Genomic DNA, 14,780 nt, shown 5'->3' with positions numbered 1-14,780 from the left:
TTTCAGAAAAATGCGGTTATTTTTCTATAGGAGGACCGTGAAAGGAGGTAATCGAAGCGTAAAACCCATATGTCTCTTCATCAATCCCATACTTAAGGATTAAAACAAAACGACCATAATGAGTCCCTTATTTCCAGGAGCCATCATGGCCGTTCTGTTAACTATCTCGCTTTACTGCTCTGCCTCCTTACTCAACACCACGAGCTGATCGCCTTTTTCCACTGTTACTTTTTCTTTTAGAGTGATAAAGATAAGCTCATCATCTTCTTTTCTAATAAAAATCCATATTCCATCAACAGGTACGGACAAGTCCTCTTTTTTGACGGTCTTTTTTTCCTCCAATTCTAAATCTATGGTTTGGAAGGAATAGCCCTCGCGCATTTTACGGTTGAGTGATTCATACTCTACATTCTCTCCAAACAGAATATTCGGTTGATGGGCAGGTGGAATTTCCTTTTGTTCAGGCCCGTCCCCTCTAGAAGTTAAGGTAAACGTATACTGATAACCAAACTCCGGAATAAAGGACTGACAGACAAGAGCATTATAAGCAGGGTCATCTGTCAGAGATAATATATACTCATAAGGGGTTAAATCAATTTCATACTTTGTATGCTCAGATAGAATTTCACCATAGTAAACATCAATATCATACTCTCTCGATTTGCTTAAATGATGAAAGGTATGATCCATAACCAAAACCGGAATCTCCATTTTTTTAAGGTGATTGGCAAGTGCAAAGGAAAATTCATTGGCCCCAATCAATAATACTCCTGGAGTATCGTTACTGGCCAAATCTAATTTCTGAGCTATTGGACCTAAGCTAAAGCCATGTACACAAACGGTAATGAATACCAGCGCAAAGGTAAGAGCAGTTAGAATCGAAGCATCATCAAAACCGTCTTCCAACAGAATAGAAGCAAAATAGCCGGAAACCGTTAAAGCTACTATCCCTCTTGGTGCAATCCATCCAATTAACGTTTTTTCTTTATTGGTTAATTCCGTTCCAATCGTGGAAAGCCATATGGTTAAAGGACGAACCAGAAAGAGCATAATGCCTACATAGCCTAAAATCGGTAAAGTAAAAATTTGACCAATCGTTTCTCTCGATAAAGAAGAAGTTAAAAGAATAAAGATGGTTGAGGTTAAGATGACTGAAATGTTTTCAATAAAATGTGCAATGTTTCCAATTGAAGATACATATTTTTGTCTGCGTGCTATGGTAAAGCCCATGACTGTAACCGACAGCATTCCTGTTTCATGCATAATCAATTCGCCTGAACAAAAGCATAGTAAAACGAAGGAAAGTATAATAGGTGATTTTAAATATTCCGGAAATAATCCTTTGCCTGCCATCACACTAACAAGCAGACCCATTACATATCCGATTAAACCTGCGACAAGAGCTCCTCCAAAAAACGATAATAAATAGCCAAAACCACCTTCATTCAAATTCATCACTTTAATAACCTCATAGGCAAACAGAGCTAATAGGGGACCAATGGGGTCTACAATAATTCCTTCCCACTTCAGCACAGCTGCAACTCTCGGATCTAACTTTGCCTGCCTAAGTAAAGGAATAATGACTGTAGGCCCTGTGACAATAAATAGACCACCAATAACAAAAGAGACAGCCCAGCTTAAACCGGCAATATAATGTGCAGCAAAGGATCCGCCAATCCATGCCAAAAACGCTCCTAGTGTAACCACTCGAAAGACAGATTTAGAAATGTTTTTCACTTCTCTTATATCGAGACTTGAACTTCCTTCAAACAGTACAATGGCTACAGCAAGGGAAACCAGCGGACTATATAAGTCCCCTAGAGCTTTTTCAGGGTTTACCAATAGAAACAAAGGGCCAATGATGAGCCCTGCTAACGACATAATCACAATAGACGGCCATTGTATACGCCAGGCGAGCCATTGTGAGAAAATCCCTAAAGCTATAATGACAACAATACTTAATAACACCAATGACTCCATTTATAAAACCCACTTTTTAGCAAGTATTGTTCAATAAATCCTCTTCTTAGCTTACCCAGTAACCCTCATTCAATGAATTCATTTAAAAATCATTTTTCTTCGTTTAAAAAATAAAAGGACCTAAGATTACCTTAAGCCCTTTTAAGCATTTGCATTTATAAATTTTCAAAAAACAGTCTCACTACATCCGCACCACCAATAAATGTACCCAATGAACTTCCAATATTCGCTAAAACCACCACAAGTAAAATACGGGTGACCTTGTTATGCCAAAAGCCTTTAATATGGAAAACATCCTCGGTCAGATTTTCAAAATCCCTCACATTAGGACGACGCAGAAAGGCTTGTACAATACCAGCGATAAACCCAGCTGCTATAAGCGGATTTAATGAAGTAATAGGTGCAGCGATAAAAGCTGTTAAAATAGCAAGTGGATGGGCTAAAGCGATAGCTGTTCCTATAGCAGAAAAGGTCCCATTCCATACGATCCAGCTTAACGTTTGCTGCATGCCTGCTGATGGATTCGTAGCAAATGTATAGGCGATAATGCTTAATATCAGAATAGGTATAGCCCAGGCGATGATTTTTGGCACCTTTGATTTTGGAGGACGTTCCGATAGGCGCTCCAGGTCATGTTCCTTATGCAATTCTCTTGTTATTCCGGGAACATGCGCCGCTCCTAAAACAGCAACCACCTTATTCCCTGGGGCATCTTTTATTCGTTGAGACAGATATTGATCACGTTCATCAATTAAAGGTTTTTTTAATTTAGGGAAATACTCTGTAAATTCCTGAAGCATGGAGTTTAACATATCCTGTGACTTCATCTTTTCTAAATCTTCCTCGGAAATGGTTTCTCGACTAAATATACTGCCGATTACTTCTGTCAGCAGCATAAATTTCCCCTTAATTCCAATATTCCCCCAAATTCGTGAAAAGGTAACCTGAATATTACGATCTGCCAGAACTAAATCAGCGCCAACCTCTTCGGCTGATTCAATCCCCTGTATCATTTCCTGACCTGCATTGATTCCGAATTGCTTTGCCATCCGTTTTTGAAAGGAGGAAATAGCTAAATTCATTAAGAGTAAGGTAGCTTTTCTTTCTTTAATGACCTTAAATATATCCATGTCCTTCCATTGACTGTCCTCTTTTATGGACTGATAGCGTTGTTCATCCAGTTCAATACAAACCGAATCTGGTTGTTCGGCTTCAATTACTTCTTTTACTTGTTCAGCACTTTGTTTTGAAACATGCGCAGTTCCAATAAGGATGACTTCTTTATCATCCAACTGTACTCTTGTTATGTTTTCTTCAGACATACGTAACCTTCCCTTTATGGTAGCTGAATTCAATACCTGTTTATTGCAAATCCCTTATCATATACCATAATAAACGATAATAGTGAAAATGAGAATGATTTATCATTTTATTTCATTCATTTTCGGAATAAGTCTGCTTCATTAAAGTTTACCTTACTGAGGTATAAAAATAAACCGCATTCCCTGGTATGCGGCACTTAGAAAAAAACGATCTTATTTTATTTTATCCAGCCTTCTGTATGGTTGTTCATCATGATAAACCATTTTTCCTTTTTCTAAAAATGCCTTGACCTCTTCAATACTTAATCCAATTTTTTTCGCCTCAAGCAATAAACCGGCCCATTCCTGATCCCATTTTCCCCCTACTTCTTTCACCCACTATACCTCCTAAAATACCCCTGTATTTCAGGCAGCCCAGCCATCTTTACTATTATACATAAGACCTGTGGCTTTGCGTCCCTATCTTTCAATAGGTTTGCCTTTGTCTGATAAAACCATGATTTCTAATCATTCAAAAATCTATTTTATCTTAACATGCGGGCCATTACACATTCATTACAAATTTCCTGGCCACTCTATTTCGCGTTACTGAATCAGGACTCGATTGTTTTTAAATCATGCAAACGTTTTGTTAGCTCTTCATTTTCTAAATATTGAAGTGCCAATTGAATAGAATGGACTGCGTGATTAAAATGCTTTTGCTCTTCATAAACATCTGCAAGAAAAAGCGCCATTTCTGCCCAATCTCGTTCAATATTTTCACGAAGCTTTAAAAACCAGTCCTCATATAATCCGGGCAAGGGATTTTCTGTCATGGCCATTAATAGCTTTTTATACTGCTTTATTTTCTCAGGATGGTAGGATTCATTATGCGCCTCTCTTATTGCTTGTAAATGCGAAAGTAAATCTGACTCAACCGTGCATTGTAAATAAACATGTTCCCTGTCTGATTGAATAATAGACATCGTTTCCTTGCTGTTGGCTTCAAGTGTCTTTTTTAAATGATGCAGTGATACTCTTAAACGGTTTCGTGCATTTTTGATATCAGTATCTGGCCACAATACATCACACAATTCATCACGGGTTACTGATGGGTGAAATAATAAATATATAAGGAGAGGTTTTGCCTTCCGTTTTCCCCATCCTTCTAAAATCGGTTGTCCGTTTACTAGCACTTTGAACCCACTCATTAGATTGACTTGCAATATTTTTGAACTGGTTTGTTGATGATTATTGTGAAGCATTTGGCGAATCTCTGAATAGACTTCTGTGGTCAAATCTCTTTGGTATTTTTGTTCATATTGCTGACTTTCAGATTTCTCCTTAGAATTTATTTTTTCAATAAAGCCATGAATCCAATCAGCAGTTAATTGTGGCTGATCCATCTGTATCATAAAGGCTGCATTAGGTACGGTAAAAAACCTCGCATTTGGATTAAAATTTAAACTGGCACTTGTTAATTCTGGAGGAAATACTTTATCCTCAGAACCAGATAGTATAAGAATCTGAATGTTTAGCTTTTGTAAGTTTTTTATCCCTTGTTCGCCGAAACCTGTATGAAACAGTTCAAAATAGATAGTAGGTGACACTTTTTTGTAGGCATGGAGTAAGCGTTTGTTCTTTTCCTTAGTAGGAGGATAACAGGCTGTTTTTATCACTTCCTGACCCATTCGTAACATAGAATTTTGACCTTCTACTAATTGCCTCCGGTACTTCACTATCTTACTTCCTAACCGTTTTGGATAATGGAGAGGTACACCCATTAAGACGAGTGATTTTATCTTGTTTTGATTATGGGAAGCGATTTCAATTCCTATAAACCCGCCTAATCCTTGTGCAATGACGTGGCAGTTTTTTATATGGAGCTTAGAAATGAGGTAATGGAGATCTTCTGCCAGCAACGTAATGTCCCTTTTTTCCTTTCCTTCATCACTATAACCATGTCCGCGCAAGTCATACCGCATTACATGGTAGTTTTTAAGAAAATAAGGAATAATAAAATCCCAGGAATACATATCAAGACCTGCTCCATTGATTAAAATTAGTGTTTCTTCTGCATGAGGGTCTTTCGATTTTATCCACTCATAGTGAATGTTCACCTCTCCAATTTTAATCCAGTTCACTTAAACCTCCCCCTCACTTTTGTTTCCCCATTATTATATATAATTCGTAAAAAAATGGAAAAAACCTTTTCCCTTTTTGCCACAAAAAAGATGGGACATCACCCATATTTGGGAAATGACCCATCTTGTTCTTTCTATTATTGAGGAATTGAATTTTCAGCATTTAGATAACCGGACCCGTATACATTAGGGTCTTGATCATCCCATAAATCAGCGCCTGACTTTAATAATTCTTTAATCTCTTCAGGTGTTAATTCAGCATTGCTTTGCTTCATTAAACTCACAACACCAGCACAAATTGGCGTTGCCATGGAGGTACCAGACAGAGTAAAGTAATATTCTCCTACTCGATTTGACTTTTGCAATTTATCTAAATATGAACTAGGTGAACGCAGAGACGTAATATTTACTCCAGGTGCTAAGAGGTCAGGCTTTTCTTCTCCATAAATAGTAGGACCCCTACTTGAGAAACTAGCCACCTCATCATCACTTCTAGTATCAGATGTGTCATGGTCATCCAGAGCACCAACTGTAATAACCTGATTACTTATTCCGGGACTTGAAATGGTCTGAGGATCCGGCCCGCTATTTCCAGCTGCTACAACAACAGTTATTCCGTTTCTCCAGGCCTCCTCTACCATTTGCACCATTGGATCCTGATTTTCATCGCCATAATCCTGTGGAGACATACCTAATGACATACTTATAACATCAATTTTATCATCAGGATTTTCTTCATTATATTGAATACACCAATCCACACCTTGCATAATCGTATCCAGTGTACCAGATCCCATCCTGTCTAAAACTTTTACTCCGGCTAAATGGGCTTTGGGTGCAGGGCCCATATATTGTTCTGAGGATGCAGCCCCATCTCCTGCGGCATCCCCTGCACAATGAGTACCATGTCCATTATCATCATAAGGTTCGGACCTGTCATTAACAAAGTCAACGAAGTCTGTAATTCGTTCGGATAAATCCTGATGAGGATGAATCCCGGTATCAATAATGGCAATTTTTGTACCTTCTCCAGTTAATTGGGTATTATTTCGGACAACATTTTTTGCATTAGCTGATTCAACAGCCACATCAAGTAAAGCATGAACCTGCTTATTTTTATAAACCTTTTTTATATGCTTACAGTTTGTTAGCATTTCGTTTAAGCTATTGGGAGTAACATCTGCAGAACAACAGGATATCCGGGAAAAATATTGATTCATTCTATTTTTCCCATGTTTCTTCGTAATTTCCTCTACCTCCTGACATCCATTATCATACATGTCAGAATCAAACTCAATAATGACAGGCAGCTTCTTCTTACGCTTCAACCTGTTCTCAAAAGTTTGATGCAAAAAGCAGGGAGTATATTTAAATGGTCTATAAAGGTGAATTAATTCTTCGCGTAAAGGACGTTCCATTTTGTCGCCATATTGACGCACCATTTGAATCATCGAATAACCAAACACTCATATCCCTTCTTTCTATTTATTTATTAACAAACTATGAAAGAATAAGAGAGTTGGAATCCATGATTGTCCCTTAAAATAGAAAGATAGGCTAATAGAAAACGATAATGGTGCTTAGAAGACAAATAAAAAGTGAGGGAGCCTTTCCCTCGCAAATCTAATAGATATGTGACTGTTTTCGCAAATTTAGTAGAATCCCTATTCCATATATCATAAATGAAAGTAGCCCACCTAATATACTCGGTACTATCCAGCCAGCACCGTATTCATATAAAGGAAGATAAGATAAAACATTCGTAATAGCTTCTACTTGTAATCCCGCTGTATATAAACCATCATAAACACTTATGAAACCTGCCCCAATAATAGCGCCTGCAAATACGAAACGAGGAACCGGTTTTACTGTGTTGCCGATTGACAAAATGATTAACACAATGGCTATTGGATAGATCATCGTCAAAATAGGTAAAGAAACAGAGATTAATTGACTTAAACCGAGATTAGCCATTGTTAAACTAAATAAACATAGAATGGCAGTGATTACGGAGTACGGAATCTTTTTAAAGCGCTGGGTTAAAAATTCACCACAAGCAGAAACCAGCCCAATTGAAGTGGTTAAGCAGGCGAATATAATAACAAAGGCTAAAATAAGCGTACCCATAGAACCAAAAAAGGTTGATGTGACATTGGTAAGGATAGCTCCTCCATTATCCTGTATTCCTGTCATATTTACACTCGTTGCTCCAATATATGCTAAAGAAAGATAGACAAAAGATAATCCTGCACCAGCAATCACTCCTGCTTTTACCGTATAGGATCGTATTTGAGAGACCTCAGTAATTCCTTTATCTTTAATTCGATTAATGACAACCAGCCCAAATACAAGAGCTGCAAGTGCATCCATCGTTAAATAACCTTCAACGAAGCCACTGGAAAAAGCCTTATCCATATACTTTCCTGTTGCATCCCCAATAGGTCCTAATGGGGAAATGAACCCTCGCACAGCAATTAAGACAATCAGGATCAGGAGTACTGGTGTAATAACTTTTCCTATCCGATCAACAAGCTTAGCTGGATTTAAAGCCAATAAATACGTTAAGCCAAAAAATAGCAAGGTGGAAACAAACATAATAATGTCATTATTTTCTGACAAAAAAGGGAAAACCCCTATTTCATAGGCGACAGTAGCTGTACGGGGAATACCAAAAAACGGTCCAATCGCCAAATAGATTACAAACGGAAATATCATTTGGAATAGGGGATGAACTCTTTTAGAAAGTACATCTATATTGCCTGCAATAGAAACCGTAATAATAGCTACGAGCGGAAGCCCAACTCCGGTAGCCAAAAAGCCTAAAATAGCCGGCCAAAGGGACTGACCTGCCTCTTGTCCAAGTAAAGGAGGAAAAATAATATTTCCTGCACCTAAAAACAAGGCAAGCATGAAAAAGCCTAAAGTGAACAGCTCTCTAATTGATAGCTTTTGCTTCATGGTAGTAATCCTCCAAACCTGTTAAAATTCGACATACTAAATCTATATAGCCCTACATTTTCGACAAAATTTTCACTAACCTAATATACATAACTTTTCGAAAACTGTAAATAGTTAATCTCAACCAGTAGCTTTATTTCCTGGTAAAATCATAGTAGACACGAAAAAAGGACTGTTTACCATTTGGCCCAGTCCCTGTATCTCTTATATTCAGTTTTCTTTTTCTATTCGATAGATTCCTTTGCGGTCCCGAAGCTGACATCCATTTTGTTCAAAGATTTTTATCATAGGCTGATTACTTGTATCTGTACTTCCTACATAGTTTTTTGCAGAAAAATGATTTTTTAATAAATGCAGGGCTATTTTATGAATGTTCACACCCGTACCTTGGCCTCTAAATTCAGGCGTCACCCCAAAATAAAACAATCTCCCTTCATCATTTGTTCCCATTTCAATATGAGGGATACAGATGCCTAATAATGAATCACTTTTCGTAAAATAATAACAATGCTTTCGCCAATTCGGACCTAGTTCTGTTTCTATCGCATGCATGACCTTATCCATACTCTGTTGTTTATTTTTATTTAGCGTCCCTGTTCTGCAACGATCATATAATAAACGAAATTCCTGATCACTCATGCTGCCTTCAGATAGAGAATGATAGTCCATTTCCTCATCTATATCAGGTAAAGAATCTAATGATCTTATATACTCGACAATGCTTGAAATCTTCTCAAACCCTTTACTCATCAGCCATTCTTCCTGATTTTCATCCATCAATAAGGATAAATAACCAATTCGCTCCTCTATCCAATCGTTCAATATGCTGGAAAATTGCTTTTGATAATCATTAGATCCAACATTCTCCTTCTTTATTTGATCCACAAGCCAATATTCCTTCTGATTTGTTATAATGTTAAATAAATCCACTTTGCTCTCCCTCCCTTACTACCTTTTCTCTCTCAAAATTGGATATCCTCTTTTATTTGACTAATACGAATCCTTGGACATTCTTTTTACTGGTAAATTCCATGACTTGTGAAACCATTTTATTATTTTGGGGACAATAGATGGAAGATGAACTTATCAATAATGGGAATAAAGGAGAAATCCTGTATGAATGATTTACATTTACATCATATTTTTGAACTTGGTCTTATTCTGGTCATGATTGCAGCGGGTATTACCGCCATTGCCAAAAAATTCAAAAGACCCTATCCAATTTCACTCGTCATTGTGGGTACCATAATCGGTCTTGTTCACATTCCTGTATTGGAACCGTTAATTACGTTTATTACAGAAGGAGAAATCTTCAATTTTGTTATTCTTACATTATTTTTACCTGCTCTTTTAGGTGAAGCCGCACTTAAATTACCTTTTTCTCATTTGAATGAAAATAAAAATCCGATTCTAGCTCTGGCTTTTGGAGGCACCCTTTTGTCCTTTATTGTTATCGGCTTTTCCTCTGTTTGGCTACTGGGAATTTCCGTTTCAGCAGCCTTTGTTTTTGCTGCCGTTATGAGTGCTACCGATCCAGTGAGTGTATTATCGATTTTCAAAAGTGTGGGAGTCAATAAACGACTTTCTACCGTTATTGAAGGAGAAAGTTTAATAAATGATGGACTTGCTGTTGTACTCTTTAACATATCTGCCTTTTCTTTACTAACGTATACGGAACTTGGGTTAGAAGGGGCAGGATTAGGGATCTGGGAATTTATTAAAGTGGTATCACTTGGTTTAATTATTGGCGGGGCTTTAGGCTTTGGACTTTCCCACCTAACCAAATATTTTGATGATTATCCATTGGAGATTATCTTTAGTGTCATTTTATTTTATGGATCTTATTTACTGGCCGAAAGTGTTGAAGCATCAGGCGTAATTGCTGTTGTCATTTCAGCTCTTGTTTTAGGAAACTACGGCATGAAAATCGGGATGAGCCCAACCACAAGGCTAAACATTAATAACTTTTGGGATGTTGCAGCGTTACTTGCCAACTCCCTGGTCTTTTTAATGGTAGGACTGGAAATTACCCGGATTAATGTTTCGGATAAATGGTGGATGATTTTCTTAGCCATTTTCATTGTCCTTATAGCCCGGAGTGTTGCCGTATATGGGAGTCTGCTCTTCATGGGAAACTTCTCCAACTCATGGAAGCATATTTTAAATTGGGGGGGCTTAAGAGGTTCCATATCTATTGCTCTTGTCTTGAGCCTTCCCAGAGAATTCGCTGGTCGAGATGAGATTTTAATTATGGCTTTTAGTGTGGTGTTATTCTCATTAGTTGTTCAGGGGCTTACCATAAAACCCCTTATCTCTCTCTTAGGAGTAAAAGAACCAGAAAAAGGTCATCAAGAGTATCGGGAATTAATCGCACGGGCCCATCGGTATGAAACCGCCATTGATGAAGTGATGAAGGTGAAAAATAAATTGTTAATCAGTGAAACCGTAGCTAGAGAATTAGTAGATCAATACGAGCATGAGCTGCAACAAATACAGAATGAAATGGAGCAACTTTTCCAAGAACATCCAACCCTTAAAGAACAGCAAAAACACGTCTTACAAAAACATTCTCTGTATGCCCAGCATGAAGTTATTAATCACTTATTAAATGAAGAGATTATAACAAGTGAAATTGCCGAAAAGGAAGAAGAGGAGATTACAGATAAGCTGGTAAAATTAGAGGAGGATACGAAAGATTAAGCTCTAACCAGAATGGTCTACTGCGACTATATGATGTAATGACTGTCTTTTACTCTGAAGGCAGTCTTTTTGTGTATGGGAATGCGCCGGAAAGTGGTTTAGAGCCGAGGGGTGCGAGAGCAGCATACGGGAGACCCTGCAGGCGTAATGCTGAGGAGCCTCCGGGGAAAGTGAGCGCACTGGAGCGGAAATCAAAACCTATGTTTAACAGAGCCTAACTAAAAAGAAAAGCCTGTATGGACTTAAGAAATCATTAATTTTTCAGAATTTTACCATGAAATGTTTGAAAATATCCTTTAGAATATATATACATATATATCAAAAAGAATGATGTATGACATATATATAAAGGGGGATTAACATGCCGATTAATATACCAAAACAATTACCAGCGCGTAATGTCCTCGAGCAGGAAAATATCTTTGTTATGGATCTTGACCGGGCCCATACACAGGATATTCGTCCCTTAAAAATTGTAATTGTAAATCTTATGCCAGATAAGGAACGAACCGAAACACAGCTGCTTCGTTTATTAGGAAACACGCCTTTACAGGTTTCTGTCACCTTGCTCCATACGGCAAGTCATCAATCTAAAAATGTGGAGCCATCTCATTTAAAACAATTTTATAATACCTTTGAAAATATAAAAGATAAGCGCTTTGACGGCATGATCATAACAGGGGCGCCAATTGAACAATTGCCCTTTGAAGAGGTTGACTATTGGAGGGAGCTTACCACCATTATGGAATGGTCTAAGACACATGTTACCTCTGTATTACACATTTGCTGGGGTGCACAGGCAGCCCTCTATTATCATTACGGAATCGGAAAATTTGAACTGCCCCAAAAATGTACAGGGGTCTATAAACATTATGTCAAAAAACCAACTGTAGAACTTGTACGTGGCTTTGATGAAGAATTTTTAGCGCCTCATTCCCGATATACAAGTACATCCTTAGAAACCGTTCAAGCATGCGAAGATTTAACCGTCCTTTGCACTTCTGAAGAAAATGAGCCCTTTTTAATCTTATCCAAGGATGAAAAGCATGTCATGATTACCGGGCATCTGGAGTATGATGCCAAAACCTTGGCTGATGAATATGAGCGTGATGTAAAAAAGGGATTGAAAACAGACATACCCGAAAACTATTTCCCTAATAACGATCCCGGTCAAAAACCACTGCACCGCTGGCGATCCCATGCCCATCTATTATTTTCAAACTGGCTTAATTACTATGTTTATCAAGAAACCCCTTTTGAATGGGAATAAAAAATTAAAAAAAATGATTGAAGACGAGAGAGCAGAGGCCTCTCGTCTTTTTTCGACAAATTTCGGGTGGTGACAGGCACCCTAAAACGTTTACATGATTCAATCCTTATGATAATATACTTGTATACAGGTTGAACAAGTATTGTTTATAAAAGAAGGTGGTTTCATTTGAAAGCGTTCTATCCTGAACAGAGACTAGCAGCCTCATCGATGGGTGAGAGAGTTGCCACTGACCTTAGGATGCGTATTATCTCCCATGATATTGAAAAGGGAACAATACTTTCTGAGAATCAATTGTCTAAAGAATATCAAGTGAGTCGATCTCCCATTCGAGATGCACTAAAGCTATTAGAAAAAGAAGATTTAATTGAACTAAAAAAAATGGGTGCAGAGGTTATCGGTATAACCGAAAAGGATATAGCAGAAATCTATGATGTAAGACTGATGATTGAATCCTTTGTTTTTCGTAGAATATTAAAAAAAGACAATGAGAAACTGATTCATGAACTTCAGAAAATCTTAGAGATGATGAAAATTGCGATTAAATATAAAGATGCTAATGAGTTTTCTTTTAAAGATATTGAATTTCATGAAACCATCATTACATCCATTCAACATAGACATATCGGTATCCTCTGGTCCAATTTAAAGCCTGTTGTAGAATGTCTGATTTTATTAGATATGAGACACCGGATGCAGCATAATTATGAGGACTTTGACCGGATTATTTACAATCACGAATTGCTTATTCAGGCAATCATTGAAAAGAATGAACCATTAGTTGAGGAAGCCTTTTATAAAAACTTTAATGATGTACAGAAGCAATCAGAAGGCTTATGGCACAACCCAGAATCTTTAAAGAGAGCGAGTGACTTCCATGAATAAACATCAGTTTATGCTTGGCGTAGATATTGGTACAACAAGTACCAAAGCGGTTTTATACAAAAAAACAGGAGACATTATTGCAGAAGAGAACAATGGGTACGACTTGTACACACCTGATATCTATACAGCTGAACAGGATCCAGATGAAATTTTTCAAGCTGTCCTATTATCAATTGGGAATGTTATGAAGAAATCTGCCATAAATCCGAAAGATCTCTCTTTTATCTCCTTTAGTAGTGCTATGCACAGTTTAATAGCGATTGATGAAAGCGATAAACCTTTAACGCAATGCATTACGTGGGCAGATAATCGAAGCTCAAAGTGGGCAAGGAAAATTAAAGAGAAGTGGAATGGACATAACATTTACCTAAGAACAGGAACCCCTGTACATCCGATGTCACCATTATGCAAAATTGCCTGGATTGAACATGACAAGCCAGAGATTGCGAAAAAAACGAAAAAATATATCGGGATTAAAGAATATATCTTCCATAAATTATTCAATGAATATGTTGTAGACTATTCGCTTGCATCTTCTATGGGATTATTTAATCTTGAGAACCTTTCATGGGACAAAGAAGCATTAAAAGTAGCAGGCATTTCAGAAACAAAACTTTCCAGACTGGTTTCAACGAAAGAAATCTTTGCCGGAAGTGATAAACAATATGCAGATCAAATGGGCATTTTACCAGAAACCCGCTTTGTAATCGGTGCCAGCGATGGCGTATTATCCAATATTGGAGTCAATGCCATTAAAGAGGGTGAAGTAGCGGTTACTATCGGGACAAGTGGGGCCATTCGAACCGTAATTCCAAAGCCTCATACAGATCCAAAAGGACGTACGTTTTGTTACGCCCTAACAGAGGATCACTGGGTCATTGGAGGTCCAGTTAATAATGGAGGGATTGTCTTTCGCTGGATTCGTGATGAATTAGCGTCCAGCGAGGTGGAAACAGCTAAACGTTTAGGTGTTGATCCTTATGATGTACTAACTGAAATGGCAAATAAAGTAAATCCTGGATCTAATGGACTGTTATTTCATCCTTTCTTGTCAGGTGAAAGAGCTCCATTATGGAATGCAGATGTTCGAGGATCCTTTATTGGCTTAACATTGAATCACCAAAAAGAGCACTTGGTTCGTGCTGCACTGGAAGGTGTTATTTACAATTTATACACCGTATTCTTAGCTTTAACAGAAGCTATGGAGACACCTGTTACGGCCATAAAAGCAACAGGAGGATTTGCAAGGTCAGAGCTATGGCGTCAAATGCTTGCAGATGTGTTTGATCAGGATGTTGTCATTCCAGAAAGCCACGAATCATCCTGTCTGGGAGCCTGCTTACTGGGATTGTATGCACTTCAAGAAATTGAATCATTTGATGCTGTAGAAGAATATATAGGCTCAACTCATCAGCATGAGCCAAATCCTGAGCATGTAAAAGAATATAGAAAACTGGTTCCTATTTTTATCAGTATTTCACGCTCACTAGCCACTGAATACGAAAAAATAGCGAACTATCAATCAGAACTAGACTAATCATA

At 37.8% G+C, this 14,780-nt stretch carries 12 protein-coding genes and 1 riboswitch; of the genes, 5 read left to right on the top strand and 7 right to left on the bottom strand.

Annotated elements, in window-relative coordinates; genetic code table 11:
* Window positions 1-171 precede the first annotated feature (171 nt).
* The 5 genes from BMX63_RS05530 to BMX63_RS05510 form a co-directional block, all read right to left on the bottom strand.
* Complete coding sequence (locus tag BMX63_RS05530; protein WP_093132800.1) at window positions 172-1,980, bottom strand: cation:proton antiporter; 1,809 nt, start codon at window positions 1,978-1,980, stop codon at window positions 172-174.
* A gap of 155 nt (window positions 1,981-2,135) precedes the next feature.
* Window positions 2,136-3,302 carry a TraB/GumN family protein gene (locus BMX63_RS05525; protein WP_093132798.1) on the bottom strand — a complete coding sequence of 389 codons (1,167 nt, stop codon included), beginning with the start codon at window positions 3,300-3,302 and terminating at the stop codon, window positions 2,136-2,138.
* 213 nt (window positions 3,303-3,515) lie between these two features.
* Complete coding sequence (locus BMX63_RS05520; protein ID WP_093132796.1) at window positions 3,516-3,677, bottom strand: anti-repressor SinI family protein; 162 nt, start codon at window positions 3,675-3,677, stop codon at window positions 3,516-3,518.
* Window positions 3,678-3,707: 30 nt separating this feature from the next.
* A riboswitch (cyclic di-GMP riboswitch) is annotated at window positions 3,708-3,792 on the bottom strand.
* A gap of 103 nt (window positions 3,793-3,895) precedes the next feature.
* A complete protein-coding gene (locus BMX63_RS05515; RefSeq protein WP_093132794.1) occupies window positions 3,896-5,425 on the bottom strand; it encodes an alpha/beta hydrolase in 1,530 nt (509 codons plus the stop codon).
* Between the two features lie 137 nt (window positions 5,426-5,562).
* The gene (locus BMX63_RS05510) at window positions 5,563-6,876 is read right to left on the bottom strand and encodes a S8 family peptidase (RefSeq protein ID WP_245732729.1); all 1,314 of its coding nucleotides are present in this window, start codon (window positions 6,874-6,876) and stop codon (window positions 5,563-5,565) included.
* Between BMX63_RS05510 and BMX63_RS18430 the strand changes: the two genes are divergently transcribed.
* Window positions 6,798-6,968 carry a hypothetical protein gene (locus BMX63_RS18430; RefSeq protein WP_245732748.1) on the top strand — a complete coding sequence of 57 codons (171 nt, stop codon included), beginning with the start codon at window positions 6,798-6,800 and terminating at the stop codon, window positions 6,966-6,968. The two genes, BMX63_RS05510 and BMX63_RS18430, sit on opposite strands and share 79 nt — an antisense overlap.
* A gap of 80 nt (window positions 6,969-7,048) precedes the next feature.
* Here BMX63_RS18430 and brnQ read toward each other — a convergent pair whose 3' ends face one another.
* Complete coding sequence (brnQ, locus tag BMX63_RS05505) at window positions 7,049-8,383, bottom strand: branched-chain amino acid transport system II carrier protein (protein WP_093132790.1); 1,335 nt, start codon at window positions 8,381-8,383, stop codon at window positions 7,049-7,051.
* A gap of 210 nt (window positions 8,384-8,593) precedes the next feature.
* Window positions 8,594-9,313 carry a GNAT family N-acetyltransferase gene (locus BMX63_RS05500; protein WP_093132788.1) on the bottom strand — a complete coding sequence of 240 codons (720 nt, stop codon included), beginning with the start codon at window positions 9,311-9,313 and terminating at the stop codon, window positions 8,594-8,596.
* Between the two features lie 186 nt (window positions 9,314-9,499).
* On the opposite strand from BMX63_RS05500, the gene BMX63_RS05495 reads away from it, so the two are divergent.
* The 4 genes from BMX63_RS05495 (at window position 9,500) to gntK (ending at window position 14,775) form a co-directional block, all read left to right on the top strand.
* A complete protein-coding gene (locus tag BMX63_RS05495) occupies window positions 9,500-11,083 on the top strand; it encodes a Na+/H+ antiporter (RefSeq protein ID WP_093132786.1) in 1,584 nt (527 codons plus the stop codon).
* A gap of 361 nt (window positions 11,084-11,444) precedes the next feature.
* Entirely contained in the window at window positions 11,445-12,353 is a 909-nt protein-coding gene (gene metA / locus BMX63_RS05490) for a homoserine O-acetyltransferase MetA (protein WP_093132784.1), read from the top strand.
* Window positions 12,354-12,563: 210 nt separating this feature from the next.
* A complete protein-coding gene (locus BMX63_RS05485; RefSeq protein ID WP_093133184.1) occupies window positions 12,564-13,238 on the top strand; it encodes a GntR family transcriptional regulator in 675 nt (224 codons plus the stop codon).
* Window positions 13,231-14,775, top strand: a complete 1,545-nt coding sequence (gntK, locus tag BMX63_RS05480) for a gluconokinase (RefSeq protein ID WP_093132782.1) — start codon at window positions 13,231-13,233, stop codon at window positions 14,773-14,775. The genes BMX63_RS05485 and gntK overlap by 8 nt, the downstream gene beginning before the upstream one ends.
* Window positions 14,776-14,780 lie beyond the last annotated feature (5 nt).

The sequence above is a fragment of the Salinibacillus kushneri genome (assembly GCF_900111405.1).
In the GTDB taxonomy this organism is placed as follows: Bacteria; Bacillota; Bacilli; order Bacillales; family Alkalibacillaceae; genus Salinibacillus; species Salinibacillus kushneri.
This window is presented reverse-complemented; position numbering and strand designations above follow the sequence as displayed.

Excerpts from the sequence above, each read along its gene's own strand:
- BMX63_RS05510 (WP_245732729.1), bottom strand. The coding sequence starts at position 6,876 with ATGATTCAAATGGTGCGTCAATATGGCGACAAAATGGAACGTCCTTTA.
- BMX63_RS18430 (WP_245732748.1), top strand. The coding sequence starts at position 6,798 with ATGGTCTATAAAGGTGAATTAATTCTTCGCGTAAAGGACGTTCCATTT.
- brnQ (WP_093132790.1), bottom strand. The coding sequence starts at position 8,383 with ATGAAGCAAAAGCTATCAATTAGAGAGCTGTTCACTTTAGGCTTTTTC.
- metA (WP_093132784.1), top strand. The coding sequence starts at position 11,445 with ATGCCGATTAATATACCAAAACAATTACCAGCGCGTAATGTCCTCGAG.
- BMX63_RS05485 (WP_093133184.1), top strand. The coding sequence starts at position 12,564 with ATGGGTGAGAGAGTTGCCACTGACCTTAGGATGCGTATTATCTCCCAT.
- BMX63_RS05495 (WP_093132786.1), top strand. The coding sequence starts at position 9,500 with ATGAATGATTTACATTTACATCATATTTTTGAACTTGGTCTTATTCTG.
- BMX63_RS05530 (WP_093132800.1), bottom strand. The coding sequence starts at position 1,980 with ATGGAGTCATTGGTGTTATTAAGTATTGTTGTCATTATAGCTTTAGGG.
- gntK (WP_093132782.1), top strand. The coding sequence starts at position 13,231 with ATGAATAAACATCAGTTTATGCTTGGCGTAGATATTGGTACAACAAGT.
- BMX63_RS05525 (WP_093132798.1), bottom strand. The coding sequence starts at position 3,302 with ATGTCTGAAGAAAACATAACAAGAGTACAGTTGGATGATAAAGAAGTC.